This window comes from Flavobacterium suaedae (genome assembly GCF_014642915.1).
Taxonomy (GTDB): Bacteria; Bacteroidota; Bacteroidia; order Flavobacteriales; family Flavobacteriaceae; genus Flavobacterium; species Flavobacterium suaedae.
In genome coordinates, this window is sequence record NZ_BMJE01000003.1 from 19,876 (window position 1) to 35,090 (window position 15,215).

Genomic DNA, 15,215 nt, shown 5'->3' on the forward strand with positions numbered 1-15,215 from the left:
TTAATTATTAGACATTTGCTCCCATTCTTTTGCTCTCTTACCACTAGGATTACCTGGATTATGCCCTCCATTACGATCAATTCCTCTTTTATCTAGATCTTTTAAGTAAAACATATAGCAAAAAGCATTTTCAATAATATAATTTGCATGACCCATTTCATGCTTAATAGTCTGTAAACTAGTTGGAATAGTTGCTGTAAATGCTGCTGTATTATTTATTGCAAGAGTTATAGAAACAGTATTTATACCAAATTCATTGGACATAGGTCTCACGCTACCATCTTTATTATAATCAAAAGTAGCTTCCGTTCCGCCCCAAGTTCCAGGTCCAAAATTTTCTACACCAACATAAACATCTACTGATTCTCCATACTCATTAACCATATTATCCATAGTTTTAAATAAATTTGGAGAGTTTTCTTTGAACTCTTTTATCTTTCTTTCAGTTATTTCAGAACGATTTTTATATTTTTTCAGTTCTTTTTCAGCATTTTTCAACATATTTGAATACCTCTTATACCTCTTATATTCTTTTTTATTACCAGAATAATCCTTTTTATTTTTACCATATTTTTTTTCAAACATATTTACAGCATTTTTAGCCTGTTCTACATCCTGTTCTGCTTTATTTTTTCTTTCTTCATCGCTATTTTTAACTTTTTTTCCGTCAGGATCAATAAAGAAGATAGGGTTATCCAATGTGTAAGCATATACTGAAACTTGAGAGTAAATTTCCGCCAACGGGTCAACATTAAACCAGCGTCCCAATGCAGGGTCATAATTACGTGCATCGTAATCGTAAAGGTTAAGGTTTAACTCATCTTGCAGCTCCTTGCCATTGTATTTATACTTCTGTGCTTTATCATTCCCTCCGTTTACAGCTATATTATAGCCTTTGTGTTTTAAGCCAAACGGATAGTAATTGTCTTCTTCTACTATTTCGCTACCGGTTTTCTTTATACTTACATCGTCATACCAAACGGTATATCCGGTTGTGTTGGGGCGTTGTCCCATGTTTTTTAATTGTATGTTTAAAGATACAATATTTGCAGGAACATTTACTGTGCCTTCTAATTTTACCCATTCCATTCTTGTTGTAGTTCCTACGCCTATAGTTTCGGTTATATAGCCGCTACTGCTTTTCATTTTAAGGGTTAGGCTTACATTGGGACCGTTACTGTATACCCAGGCAGAATAGGTGTATTGGGTGCTTTCTGTGTTATTTACAGCAATCGGATCACGGTTTGCCAGTATACGTATTTCCTGGTTACCTTTAATCAGGTTTTCAGGGTTGTGTACTTGTCCTGAGTAGGTACCACTATTTACAAGGGTTGGGTTATTAAAATAGTATTTAAAGGTGTCTGTGCCTGATGGCAGGGTTGTACCGTATTGGTTTATTAATGTCCAACCGCTTTGGTTTTCAAACCCATCCCAGAAAGTATGGTGTACGTCGTTTATATAGCCATCATCATCCATGTCACTGTAACTCAGTCTTGTGTTGCCTAAATGATCTTTGTATTGGTAAATATACTCAAAATCATCTGGATTATATCTGTATGGACTGTTAGGGTATTCGGGATCTGTAAGGGTTGCTTCGGGTACTTTTACATAACCTTCAGGATGACTAAAGAATTGCAGTACATCATTTTCATAAATAAACCCGTTTGCATAATCAGTAGTAGTAACGTTACTGTTTTCAGTTACTACTTTTTGCAGTTTAGCCCCGGTAGCATCATATATATAGTTAATAACTCCTATTTGTTGTACATTATCATCAAAAAAAGTTATTTCAGTAGGTAGGTTTAAATGGTTATAGGTAATACCCTCAATAGCTTCTGTTCCAATACCTTTATTAAGGTCTATTTCCATATTACCGTTTACATCATATGTATAATCATAATCACCGGCACCTGTAGTTCTATCACTAAATCCTTCTAAGCCTTGTGTATTATCACTAACGCTTTTTAACTGGTTGCTGTCTGTATAATAAATATAATCAAGTTCATCTATTTTTTCGATAACTTCAAGATTAGTCCATCCGTGACGCTCTAAGTGGAGTATATTACCGTTCTTGTCATAACTGATATTACCTTCTGTATAATTCTCTGTTTCCGCAGGATTATTTGCAAGCCCATAAGCCCCCATATAATTGGCATCTGTAAGACGGTTTAGTGCATCGTACTTATAGTAATAGCCTCGCTTGTTATTATCGGTTATACTCTTCCAGTAGGTTTCGCTTATGTTTCCGTTATAGAGTGCTGTTCCGTTACTTTCATCAGTTTGTGTATAATTTATTTTAAAAGCAAAAAGGTCATCATATAAAGTAACATCAGGGTTATTTATTGTTTTAAGCCACCCGCGAATATTATAGTTATAGTCTATTGTCTGGAGTCTTATATCATCATATACACCGTCTTTTCCTCCTACTCCTTTTTCATCCAATTGTCCTAATTCGTCATAATGGTTTTCTGCTATAACGTGAGTATAAGGTCCCATCTGCCATCCGCTTTGAGGTGTTTGTGACTGTTTGTGCTTTAACAACCTGCCCATACGGTCATAAGTATATCTATCATAAATAATAAGCTCCGGCTTTCCTGTTTTTAAATGATGTGTTTTTGTATAGATCGGCTGTCCGGTAAAGTTAAGCGTACTCTCTACAATATCCTCCGTTCCCAAATAAGGGTTTTTGGTATGCCCTAATATTGGTCGTGCTTTCTCATCATAACCTGTTACAGAAGTAATCCAGTCTATATCAGCATCACCAGTAAGATTATTATCTTCTAAAACTCTTACTTTTGTTCCTGTTGCCAAGCCTTTTAAATTATCGGTAATGTCCGGATCAGTTGCTGTAGACGGAGTAGCTATTCCGTCTAAATTAAAATTATAATCATCATAATAATTAACACTCAGCAAGTCATACATTATTATAGCAGGATTAGAATAAGCATTAAAGTCGTAATAGAGTTCAGTGCCATCAAACAGGGATGGGGTTGTTGTACGGTTTTCATATAGATGCTCTTCTGGTGTACTTTTAATAACATCCTGAAGGTTTCTTCTTACTTGACGAGCTCCGGAAGTCATGTCGTGATTGTAATATATCCCGGTGTAGGCTACTCTGCTTAGTTTATCATACTTTGTAAAGAGCCATTTGTTAACAGGATTCCCTTTTTCATCTAACGTTGTCAGTCTTTGGTTTTCATCCTGGGTAAGTACAACTCTGTCCAGCTCGTCATATACTATATAGGTCCAGCCATTTCCCGGAATATGCTTTTCTACTACACGGTTACGGCTATCATAATGATATATATAGCACAAACCGTATAATTTTTCTTCTATAATATTATACGTAACGGTATGGAATAAAGAGCCTTGATAGTTATTACTGGTAAGACTTCCTGAACCATTTATATATATATTATTATTTCGTACAGATAAATCATAACTATAGCCTGTACCACTTAAAGTAACAAAATCCATATCAGGAAGACTTCTTTGTACGGGCAGGTTTATAACATAGCCATTTTTAAGATTTAAAGGTATATTAGAGGAAAGATTCATAGATAAAGTAATTATATCATCTTCTCCTATTGTTACCGATAGTCCACCTGTAGCACCATAGGAGTTGTCTATATAGGTGTTAACTATGGCACTTCCGCTAAGACCAAGACTATCAATAGCTCGTTGATACTCTGCAGAGGTTGTTGGGTCTACTTTACAAAATGCTGTCCATGGGTAGCTTTTAGAATAGGATAGTTTTTGAGAACTGTTAAAACTAATGTTCATAGAAGGTACCGCCCCTCCGTTACCTTGTACAATTAATTGGTTTTTATTAATTGAAAAAAGATAATCATAACCGTCTCCGGAGATTCTTCCCAGTTCAGTATCCGGAAAACTGCCTAGCTTTTCCTTGGTTAAATCTACCAAAGCATCTGTTCTATATGGAATTGCTCCGTCAGTAGCTATATTAATAGTAAGAGTGAGGGTGCCGTCCTGTTCAGGAATTAAAGAGAAACCTCCCTGACCGCCGTAAGTACTAAGCCCTTCCAGATTTAATATTTCACTATTATCATAATTATATATATATTGTTTGAAGTTGGCTACTGTTTCCGGACTTACTTTTGAAAGATGGGTCCATGGGTAGTTTCTTCCGGGTAAAGTTGCCCTAACTTGGGTTTCAACTATTCCTTCAGATGCAAGCGGAGGAATTACATACGTTAAATTGGAAAACTTATCATAAACATAATAGGTGTCATGTGGTTCACCTTCATTATAGGTTCGTTTTAAAATTATTTTCCCAAATTTATCTTTAAACTCTTCCGTAGTTTTATTTTTTCCGTCTGCAGGTTGCCAGTTTTCGTCTTTTGTTATTGTCTTGTATAGTTGACCGGGACCGTAATAGCCTTTATGTATAAGTATTGTGGTTTCTGTATCTGTAGGGTCATCAAATTTAACCGCAAAATTCCTTACTTCGTTGGCTATGTTTAGTTTATATTTAAATTTTACTGTGTGGTCTCCATCGTTATCTACATTGTAATCAGTATCGGGAAGACCTGCCCACTCAGCTCCCGGAGCTGCTTGTTTATTTGTCCTACCTAAAGGAGATGCTTCTATAAAAGCCTCTGAATAAGGGTTAGCTGTATTTTCATATTTAGGAGTTAGGTAAAAAGTGTTAGTATTGGCTAACCCTGAAGGGTCATATTCAATATCTGTTGCTGTAGTGGTACCATAAGGCAGGTATTGTTTTAATTGTCTCCCAAATTCATCATATTCAATATGGGTTACTATATTTTTTTCCTGTCCTGAAGCCTTGTTTGCTATTTGCTGAATAGGACGCCCCAGCCCATCCAAATAAGTAATATTTGTACGAGCCTTGGAAGTATCTGCCTGAATTGTAGCCTCGTAATAACTGGTAGATTTAACGTAGTTATGAGTGTCAGTCTGTGCATTTATTACTAAAGGTATAAGAAATAATGCTATATATAGAATGTTTTTCATGAGTCTTAATTAATTGGGTGGGTAATAAGTTTGATTGGATTAGTCTCTGTAGTGATATTCATTTTCAGATAAAATATTACCTTCATTATCTCTTACTTCTTTTAACCTGCCATGAGAGTCATAAGTATAACTTGTTTCTCTGCCTCGAGGGTCTTTAGTGCTTAATACAACTCCTTTAGCAGCATCATATACTAGGGTAGTAACTTGATAGTCTGACAATGCACTGCGTAGGTTATCTAAAGCACCTTTTAAATCTTGTTCGGTGTTGTTACTGTCTCCATAGACATAGACATGACTATTAGAAGCAGATTTTGCAACATCAATTAAACTCTGGATAGCAAGACTCATATCAGTAGAGGACGTAAAGTCATCTATTTTAGCTATAGGGAGCGTTCCTCCATATCCCCATATGTAATAAACGTGTGTTCCTTTAGCTTGGGACACTTCTGTTACATTGCCTATTTCGTTATAGTTATGATATACTACTCTCTCATGTGCTGTTGTTTCATCTCCTTTTAAGGTTTCTGCTTTTGAGGGTAAAAGCAGCCCGTTAAAACTACTATATTTTGTAACTACTTTTTGTAATGGCTCATCGTTCTTATAGTGATATACTACAATAGGAGTATTGATAATATTTCTTTGTACCATAGCTCCTAATGCTATCTGTTCACTATTTGAAAATAAACTCGCAGTATATCCTCCTACGGGGTATTCATATTCTGTTTTATATTCATTGGTTTCTGCTCCTTCTGCAATAGTGGTAGTAGTACTGGCTATTTGATAGTTATCGGTATTGTAGGTATAGGTTGTAGCTGTATTTGTTGATGTAACAACATCAGTATTGTAATAATATTCAGTATTTTGACTACTAGCTAATACTGATCTGTAGCTAGTGATATCACTACGCTCCAAAACATAAATAGAACTTCCTTCAATACTACAATCTCCCCCTTCTTCACAATTAGAATAAAACTCATCAAAACAATCAGTTACGATACCCCCTCCGGATATTGGTCCTAAAGCACAAAGTTGTCTAAGCTCTGATGGAGGATTCATAGTACTATACTGCTCCCATGTCTCATAAAAGGGTCTCCATATACATGTTCCAGCTGCCCAGCCACCTTCTTCAACAGTAAAAGAAAATACAGATTCTCCTTCTATAGTATCATATTCATTAACTGTTTCTTTTAGTTTTTGTTCTAAGTCATTATAAATAGTTGTCTTTAAAAGAAGTCCTCTTTTATAATCAATCTCAGGGAGTTCTTTATATGGATACTCAAAAAAAGCAACTCCTATTGGGTCATCATATGCAGATGTGTACTCATACTTTGTATACCCTTTAGGGTGGTATATTTCTACTCCATCTTCGGCAATTGTATTTTCTCCTTCACTTACTTTCACAGAACGATACCCTACAAAACTACCTTTAGTCAAAAACACAACAGGCTCATTAATTGTTACTTTATAAGCTATTGTATATAAATTATATACAGAAGTACTATTGTTCTCGTAATGATTAAAAAGATATCTATTATCTTTTGTAACGTAATTCTTGTTAATAGTATGACTACCATCTATTGTTCCGTTAGAATGTACATATTTATACTCTATTGAAGGCAAAGAATTATCAATAGGATCTACAGGGTTTATTGGATTTGAAATACCACCCGGTCCGGATAGTTCAGGTACATATGAAGAATCTATTGCTGTGTGATAATCATATGTAAACCTACGTTTTAAAAGAGAAGGTGACAACATATCTTTAAAATCAATATACTTTATACGTAACCCACCTCCAAATAAATAATTTTTATAATCTGTACTGGTTCTACTCCTATTTGCACGGTACCTTAAATTTATATAGCCACCTACATGCTGTTCACCAGTCTGACCATAATTATTTGGTAAATTACCACCAGGTGTATAACTACCAGGTTGCCCTATCACAGTAAAGTGAAAACTCCCGGCAGGCATAGGTAAAGTTCCTGAAGTATTATAAAAATTACTTAATGGATAAGAAATACTATACTGTCCTCCCTCCAAAAGAGTACCTTCTATTTTAAGGCTCGTTAATGATATATATTCCGGATTAAGTGTAATGTTTACATCGATGTTTATATCTTGATTATGAGTTAAGTTAACATTAAAGCCTCCATGAACATCATCCATCGAATGTGTATGAACACCTACGTTAAATTGGTTACTTTGAGTTTTTTCATATTCATTCAGAGGATTTTCGTTGTAGTCATCGAGAATTTCATTCCCATATTCATATGTATAAGTGTGTGGTTCAAAAACAAACTCTTTAACTCCACCCGAAGGCTCTGTTATTTTTGTTAAAACTCCTCTTTTAACAGCATCATAATCATAATAAAAATATCCTATATTACCATATGAAACTCCTCTGAAATCACCATTTTCATACCCCCAATGATCTACATTCCCACTGGTTACAGCCATAAAATTATCATTATCAAAATACTCGAACAAATATTTTTGTTGATCAGGTAGAGAGCCTATAGTAATACCTTCTAACCATAACCTTGCACTTAGATCAGTTTCTTTATTATAAGAACCATCAAACCTTTGAGTAAGTTTTTTAGTTACTTTAGTTACATGATTTAACTGTATTGATTTATAAGTATTTCCTAACTTATCCTTTAAAAGAATCTGATCTAAATACACTCCTTCATTTTCAGGGTTTGTTTGTGAGGAAAGCACAAACTCATAACTAGAACCGTCTCTGAAATTGATACTACTTAGTTTTTTTGTTGTAGCTTTAATATTTGCCCAAGAAATTACTCTTTCCGGTTTAAAGTATTTAATATTTTCGGAGTTTGCTAAAATATCGTTGTACTGGGTTCCTGATTCAATTAGTTTATTTTCAGTACGGGTTTCTCTGGTAGAATAGTTCTCTATGCTTTCTGTATAACTAAAACTTGCTAACTCCTCATCTTGATAAGCCCCTCCGCCTCTATTCACAACTATAGACACAAGATGCCATGCAGAAGTTGATGTACTAGGGTGCGTTCCAACATTTGGAGCTACAGTATTCGCTTCTCCCCCACCTCTGCGTTTTCTTGGGTATACCAGAGATACAGGAGTAGACTCATTAGTTTCAATTGCTCCGTTACCAAAAATATATTTAATACCGCTTGAGTCTGTTATTATAAAGCTACTTATAATATAATTATTATCATATATCAAATCTATATCTACCTTATTATCTAAACTTAACTGCTTTGCAACAAGAGTATTACCTTCTTTTAGCACTACAAACCTTCCGCTCATGCCCAGCATACTGTACTGATATAAATCAGGCTGAGAGTCCCATTGTTGGTATTTAGTTCCCATTACATTCCAAGCATATTCTTTCTTACTACACTGTGATAATGAGCTAAAGTTTTCAAAATCAATTATTTCACCATCATCATTACGACCTTCAACAAAATAAATACCTATTTGATTTCTTCCCGGAGACTGCTGTTTTTCGTCAGCAACTCCCCTAACGGTTCTTGATATTGTACCTCCAGCCTCCAAAGACCAGCCTTTACCTACCCAACCGGAACGCTCATGAACACGCAAGCCGAGAGTAGAATATCGCAATGCTATAGGAAGAACTAAACCACTCCCCAAATTTTTAGATGCTAAAGGGATAGCTATATTAGGCTGACCTGAATATGTATCCACAGGGACTTCTTCAAAGTGCATTAAGCTCGCAACAGTAGGTGAAGGGGGAATTACACTTGGTAATTTAGGTTCAGGTTCTGATGTTACTGTTTGAGAATATAAAAACAGAGGAAATAACAAAAAGAAAAGTATTTTTTTCATTTGGTATGGTTTGGATTTATTTTGCGCAAAGCTATTCTTTGCTTAATTCTTTTAACAAGTATTTAACGTTAAAAAAAAGTTAATATTGTAGTTAGAGGCTAAAACAGAAATCTATTAGTTATTTTTTATTAAGTTTGACTGTTTTTTAATAAAAAGAAAATTGTGACGCAAAGAATAAAAAAACTTCCCTCGTTTAACTTACAAGAGACCCTTATTGTTTTGGCAATAATCGGCATACTTTTACTAATTGCTTTACCTAACTTAATGCCTTTAATTACAAAGGCTAAAAGTGTTGAAGCACAAACACAGTTAAAGGCAATATATAATGCTGAGAGACAATATTTTTATATGTACTCTAAGTATAGTGTTGATTTAGATGAAATTGATTTTGAAGCACCAAGAACTGTAAAAGAAGACGGTACAGCTAATTATACTTATGAGGTTATTCAGGCTACTAATAATGAGTTTAAAGCGCGTGCTACTGCAATAACAGATTTTAATGGGAACGGTGTTTTTAATGTATGGGAAATTGACCAAAGCGGAAATCCTAAAGAGGTGACTGATGATTGAGGTTTTTCTTAAACTTTTTATCTGTTTTGTTTTCTTTATAATATTTTGGCAGGATGTAAAGTACAGAGAAGTGTATTGGTTTCTTTATCCTTTGGTAGGTGTATTAGCCTTTAGTATTTACTATTTGCATGCAGGACTAATGGTTACAGTAACTAATACAACAGTAAATAGTATCATCAATTTAATCATCATTTTTATTACCGCAGCCTATTCAAAATTTATAGCAAAAAAAAGTTTTCTGAATACTAGTATTGGAATTGGAGATGTTTTAATGTTCCTATTTTTATCGGCCACTTTTGCTTCCATAACTTATATTGTATTACTTGTGTTCTCACTTATATTTTCACTAAGTATGCATTTACTTTTAAAGCAAAAAACACCTCATAATACAGTACCTTTGGCAGGCTACATGGCTATGTTTTTTGCATCAGTATATGTAGTGTCATTTTTTATTAAACCACATTATCTTTTTTCTTATTAAGTATGAAACAAGATTTCGCCATCCCCATAGAATTACAACAACTAATAAGTGCTGAGCAAGCATATCATTACCGCATCATACCTATAGAAAAGAAAGGAGATGTATTACTAATAAAAACAGACAGCAATAATTTTAGTACGTTACAATCAGAGCTTTTAATATTACTGGGATTAAACGTTCAGTTAACAGAAGAAAGTTCAGAGAACATAAACAAATATCTTTCTACAAATTATAGAAAATCAAATTCGGATAGGGTTTCGGAAATACACTATTCTAACGATTTTCTTGAAAAAATACTGCTTGCAGCAAAAGAAATAGGAAGTAGTGATATTCACTTTGAACCTTATGAACTAAAAGCAAGGGTTCGTTTTCGCTTAGACGGGAAACTGAAAGAACAATTCTTTATAGATAATGAAGACTACCCTATTATAGTTAATAAAATTAAGATACGGTCCCAACTGGATATTTCTGAAAAAAGGTTACCCCAAGACGGGCGTATAACTGTAATAACTGAGTTTGAAGATTTTGATATCCGTGTTTCTATATTACCTACATTACATGGCGAAAAAGTAGTTTTAAGAATATTAAGTAAAGACACCAGTCACATTGACTTAAGTTCAGTTGGGTTTACAGAGAAAGAATTAAAAATATATCTTGAAAGTATAAAAAAACCTAACGGAATTGTACTGATATCAGGACCTACAGGTTCGGGTAAAACAACTACTTTGTACGCAACTTTAAAAGAACTCAACCAAACGAACACTAATATACTTACTGTTGAAGACCCTATAGAATATACTTTAGAAGGTATAAACCAAGTACAACTAAAGGAAAATATAGGTTTAGATTTTGCTACCACATTAAGAACATTTCTTCGTCAAGATCCTGACATTATAATGGTAGGAGAAATAAGGGATGTAAATACTGCCAATATGGCAATACGTGCTGCACTTACAGGACATTTAGTACTTTCAACAATACACACAAATTCTGCCTGGGCAACTATTTCCAGGCTTATAGATATGGGTGTTCCTTCTTTTCTTATTGCCAGTACTCTAAATATTAGTATTGCACAAAGACTGGTTAGGAAACTATGCAATCATTGCAAAGAAAAAAGACTCATATCAGAAGCTGTATTTCCTTCAGGATTTTCAATCCCCGAGGAACTTACTCACCATTATGTATCAGTTGGTTGTGAAAATTGCTACGAAACAGGCTATAATGGAAGAAAAGCCGTTTATGAAATATTACCAATAGATAAAGCATTAATGTCTTTAATAAAAACCAACACCTTAAGTATTGATGAATATTTGGAAGAAAAAGATATTTACACCTTAAAACGTAATGCCATAGACCTTATCAAAGAAGGGGTTACATCAGTTGAGGAAGCTTTCTCTTTATTGATGGAATAAAAAAATTATCTTTGGCAACTATTAATGCCGGATAAAGAAATTAAAAGAATTATTATAACTATGAGGAAGTTATTATTGTGTTGTCTCCTGTTTATCGTAACAATTATTCATGCTCAGGACGATAACCGTATTATGCAGCTTAGAAATAATATTGAGTTGATTATTCCTGATACTCCCGGACTGGCAGAAAAGGTTGATGTAAATATTAAACAGACTTCGCTTTCAAATTTTTTACTTATGGTATCAGAAGTCCATAAAGTAAACATTAGTGTAGACCCTAGTCTTAATCAGATTAATATTGTAAATAACTTTACTGATGTAAATGTTGCCGATTTAATTTTGTTTCTGTGTAAGGAATATAATTTAACTATAGATTTTACCGGAAATATTCTTGCCATAAAACCCTATAAAGCTCCTGTAGAAATTCCTGAGAAAAAAATAATAGATGTAGAATATACTATAGGAGAAGATTTACTTTCACTTAATTTGAAAGATGATAAATTGTATGATGCTTTCAAAAAGATTATGGATGAAAGCGGTAAAAACTTGGTTTTTGCACCCGGTTTAGAAAATGAGCTGCTTACAGTTTATATAAAAAATATGCCGTTTGATGCAGCTCTTAATAAACTGGCTTATGCTAATGATTTATTCGTAACAAAATCCCGAGATAATTTTTACCTTTTTGAGAAACTAAATGCCCCTGCCCCTAGTGCGACAGGTACGGGAGTAGCACAAAGCAGACCACAAAGACAAAGAAGGTCTAACTTCTTTTTTAATGTTTTGGACAAGGAGCGTCAACTACTGGAAGTAGATTTTGAAAATACTCCTATTTCCAGTATTGTATATGATATAGGAACTGAGTTACAGATAGACTTTTTTATTGCCAGCCCTTTGGAAAATGCAGGGAATGCAACAGTAAAAGCAAAAAATATAACTTTTGATGAATTACTTATCAAAATGTTTGAAGCAAATTCCGAAGTAGCTTCAGGTACTGCCCAGAATAACCCCAGAATGAATGTTAATAACAGCCCCGGTAATCAAACGGCAGGCGGAGACGATTTTTATACTTTCTTAAAAGAAAATAGGGTATATTACTTCGGTACAAAAAGTCAGTTAACAGTAAGGGATATACGCACAATACCAATGATGCATCGTTCAATAGAATTATTGGGCGACCCTTCTATTTCAGGGAGAACTGTAGGGAGAACTTCTTCAAATAATTATACCAATTATAATTCAGGTTCTTTTAATTCCGCTAACAACAATAACCTACAATCACAACGTTCTCAAAGCGGTACTGCAGAGAATACACCTACAGAGTCTATATTAACCATTATTCCTGATGAGATACAAAAAGATTTAGACATTAAAATTGACCGAGAGTTAAATAGTTTTATTATAAACGGTCCGTCAGCCAACATACAGCGATTCGAGTCTTTTATTAAATATATTGATAAGCCTGTACCGGTCATACTTATTGAAGTAATGCTTTTAGAAATAAGCAGAAGTGCCGTTATAGAGACAGGAATAAGTGCCGGGCTTGGAGAAAAACCCACAACAACTACAGGTACTGTTTTCCCTACGGCAGATGTTACACTTGGTGCGCAAACCATTAATAAAATCATCAACCGATTTGATGGTTTTGGATCTTTAAATGTAGGCAAGGTACTACCTAACTTTTATTTAAGCCTTAAGGCTATGGAAGCTAACGGAGATTTAAAAATACGTTCCTCCCCAAGGCTGTCTACTTTAAACGGGCATAAAGCACAACTTTCGATAGGTGAAACAACATACTATGTTGTTACTAACCAAAACTTTTATGGTTCGCAGATACCACAGGCTTCTGAGATTAAGAATTACCAGCCTATTGATGCAGAATTAATGGTTTCTATAAAACCATTGGTATCAGGTGACGGGCAGATTACGTTAGATATAAGAGTGGTACAATCCAGCTTTAACGGAGAGCGTATAGATGAAGATGCCCCTCCTGGAATTAATTCAAGAGAATTTACTTCTATTATAAGGGTAAAAGATCAGGACTTAATTGTACTGGGTGGACTGGAAGAAAAAGTTAAAAACGATTCAGGTTCAGGAGTACCTTTATTAGCCCGTATTCCTATTATTAAGTGGTTGTTCAGTTCCCGAAAAAGAGAAGACTCAAGAAAAAAACTAACTGTACTTATTAAACCAACCGTTATATATTAATGGCTTCTGTACTGCAAAATATACTTACCGGCAATAAATTTATTGGTATTGAACTTTTTTCAATAGACAATAAGGAGCGGTATGCGTATTTAGAAGTACAAAGAAAAAAGAACAGCTTAGAAGGTAATCAGCAAGAACTGTATAACAGCCTAGATGAATTAAAAAATCAGGCTTCAAAAAGCCCTGCTGTAATTGCTATAAATAACCAGCATGTTTTACAAAAGGAAATTGCAGGTTCTGATAGTAATGATAAAAAATTACTCCATAAGGCATTCCCGAATATAAAGCTGGAAGACTTTTACTATGAAATTTCCCGATTAGGAACTGTTTCATTAATTGCTATTTGCAGAAAAAATTATGTTGATGAACAAATAGAAAAACTTTCTAAGAGTTTTAAAATTACAGCCGTTAGTCTTGGGGTATGTACAGTAGTTACAATTGCGGACTTTTTAAAAGATGAAACTATTACTACTAATACCCATACTATAAACTTTGGTGGCATTGAAGGGGTTTTAGTTTCAGAGGTAGCCGGAAGTAATACCTATAGTATAAACGGACTGGACATAAAAAGCCAATGGCTTTTACCTTTTGCTGCTGTATTAGCGGGTATCTTATCTACAGGTGCAACATCCGGAAGCATTACAGATATAAATACCACCCTATTTGAAACGTTTAAACAGAAGTCATTCTTTGATAAAACATTAAAATTTGGAGTTGGTTTAGTTTTGGGGCTTTTATTAGTAAACTTTTTACTGTTTAGTCATTATTTCAAAAAGGCGAATGAAATAGAAACTACGCTTTCTATGAATAAAGTAGATATAGAGCGAATAGGTAAACTAAGAGAACAAATTAAAGATAAAGAGCAAAAGCTGGAAAGTTTTGCTGTAAATACATCTTCCAAAAGCTCTTTGCTTATCAATAATATAGCTTCTTTAGTTCCACCATCAATACTGTTGAGTGAATTAACCTATCACCCTGTAGAAAAGCGAATAAAAGATGATGAGCAAATACAGTTGCAGGACAGTATTATTGTAATATCAGGACAAATTTTAAGTAATGAAGATTTTACTGATTGGGTTTCTAAAACAGAAAGTTTAGAGGGAATAAAAAATATAACCATAACCTCTTTCGGTAAAGAAGACAATAAAACACAGTTTTCATTAAAAGCAGCACTACAATGAAATTAAATAAAAACAATAAACTGCTTTTATTGGTGTTAGCACTATTGCTTTACCTGTGCTATAGCTTTGCCTTTTCAAAAACTATAAATTATTATAAAGAGTATCAGTCTAAAAAGGAATTGGTAAACAGTGCTTTAAGTAATCCTGATATGCTAAAGCAACTAACTATACGAAAGCACCAACTGGATACTATTTTAGCACAATACGCTATTGCGCAGGGAGAGTCATTTCAAAATGAGCTTTTAAAAAAAATTACAGCATTAAGCACTAAATATCATTTAAAAATTACTGATTTTAAAGAGCCTCATGTAATAACAGACAATGGTGTTAAAACATCGAGTTACATATTTACGCTAGAAGGAAGTTTTAATGACATGGCACTGCTTATAAATACTGTAGAAAACGATATTACACTTGGTGCTGTTAAAAGCGTTTCTTTCATAAAACATAGAAATTACAGAACATACAGAGACTTCCTTACAGGGGAAATAATCCTTCAGAAAAATGAAACAGTAAAAGAGAAGCCTCAACAATAAAAAT

General features: G+C 34.0%; 8 protein-coding genes. 6 read left to right on the forward strand and 2 right to left on the reverse strand.

From position 1 onward, the window contains the following. Together IEW45_RS14825 and IEW45_RS05880 are read right to left on the reverse strand one after the other, a co-directional pair. On the reverse strand, positions 1–4,995 hold the full coding sequence (locus IEW45_RS14825; protein WP_229665909.1) for a DUF6443 domain-containing protein: 4,995 nt from the start codon (positions 4,993–4,995) through the stop codon (positions 1–3). A gap of 39 nt (positions 4,996–5,034) precedes the next feature. Further along, positions 5,035–8,826: an RHS repeat domain-containing protein gene (locus tag IEW45_RS05880; protein WP_188620310.1), complete on the reverse strand. Its 3,792-nt coding sequence runs from the start codon at positions 8,824–8,826 to the stop codon at positions 5,035–5,037. A 264-nt stretch (positions 8,827–9,090) separates the two neighbouring features. Between IEW45_RS05880 and IEW45_RS05885 the strand changes: the two genes are divergently transcribed. The 6 genes from IEW45_RS05885 to IEW45_RS05910 are packed head-to-tail and all read left to right on the forward strand — an operon-like array spanning position 9,091 to position 15,211. Continuing rightward, a complete protein-coding gene (locus IEW45_RS05885; protein WP_308421033.1) occupies positions 9,091–9,396 on the forward strand; it encodes a hypothetical protein in 306 nt (101 codons plus the stop codon). Next, on the forward strand, positions 9,389–9,877 hold the full coding sequence (locus tag IEW45_RS05890) for a general secretion pathway protein (RefSeq protein WP_188620311.1): 489 nt from the start codon (positions 9,389–9,391) through the stop codon (positions 9,875–9,877). The genes IEW45_RS05885 and IEW45_RS05890 overlap by 8 nt, the downstream gene beginning before the upstream one ends. Before the next feature lie 2 nt (positions 9,878–9,879). Then, on the forward strand, positions 9,880–11,289 hold the full coding sequence (locus IEW45_RS05895; protein ID WP_188620312.1) for a GspE/PulE family protein: 1,410 nt from the start codon (positions 9,880–9,882) through the stop codon (positions 11,287–11,289). Between the two features lie 60 nt (positions 11,290–11,349). After that, complete coding sequence (locus IEW45_RS05900; protein ID WP_188620313.1) at positions 11,350–13,494, forward strand: type II secretion system protein GspD; 2,145 nt, start codon at positions 11,350–11,352, stop codon at positions 13,492–13,494. After that, on the forward strand, positions 13,494–14,675 hold the full coding sequence (locus IEW45_RS05905; RefSeq protein WP_188620314.1) for a PilN family protein: 1,182 nt from the start codon (positions 13,494–13,496) through the stop codon (positions 14,673–14,675). Before IEW45_RS05900 ends, IEW45_RS05905 begins: the two co-directional genes overlap by 1 nt. Further along, positions 14,672–15,211 carry a general secretion pathway protein gene (locus IEW45_RS05910; protein ID WP_188620315.1) on the forward strand — a complete coding sequence of 180 codons (540 nt, stop codon included), beginning with the start codon at positions 14,672–14,674 and terminating at the stop codon, positions 15,209–15,211. Before IEW45_RS05905 ends, IEW45_RS05910 begins: the two co-directional genes overlap by 4 nt. The last annotated feature ends 4 nt before the right edge of the window (positions 15,212–15,215 follow it).

Coding starts and splice junctions, on each gene's coding strand:
- IEW45_RS14825 (WP_229665909.1), bottom strand. CDS start 4,995: ATGAAAAACATTCTATATATAGCATTATTTCTTATACCTTTAGTAATA.
- IEW45_RS05880 (WP_188620310.1), bottom strand. CDS start 8,826: ATGAAAAAAATACTTTTCTTTTTGTTATTTCCTCTGTTTTTATATTCT.
- IEW45_RS05885 (WP_308421033.1), top strand. CDS start 9,091: ATGCCTTTAATTACAAAGGCTAAAAGTGTTGAAGCACAAACACAGTTA.
- IEW45_RS05890 (WP_188620311.1), top strand. CDS start 9,389: ATGATTGAGGTTTTTCTTAAACTTTTTATCTGTTTTGTTTTCTTTATA.
- IEW45_RS05895 (WP_188620312.1), top strand. CDS start 9,880: ATGAAACAAGATTTCGCCATCCCCATAGAATTACAACAACTAATAAGT.
- IEW45_RS05900 (WP_188620313.1), top strand. CDS start 11,350: ATGAGGAAGTTATTATTGTGTTGTCTCCTGTTTATCGTAACAATTATT.
- IEW45_RS05905 (WP_188620314.1), top strand. CDS start 13,494: ATGGCTTCTGTACTGCAAAATATACTTACCGGCAATAAATTTATTGGT.
- IEW45_RS05910 (WP_188620315.1), top strand. CDS start 14,672: ATGAAATTAAATAAAAACAATAAACTGCTTTTATTGGTGTTAGCACTA.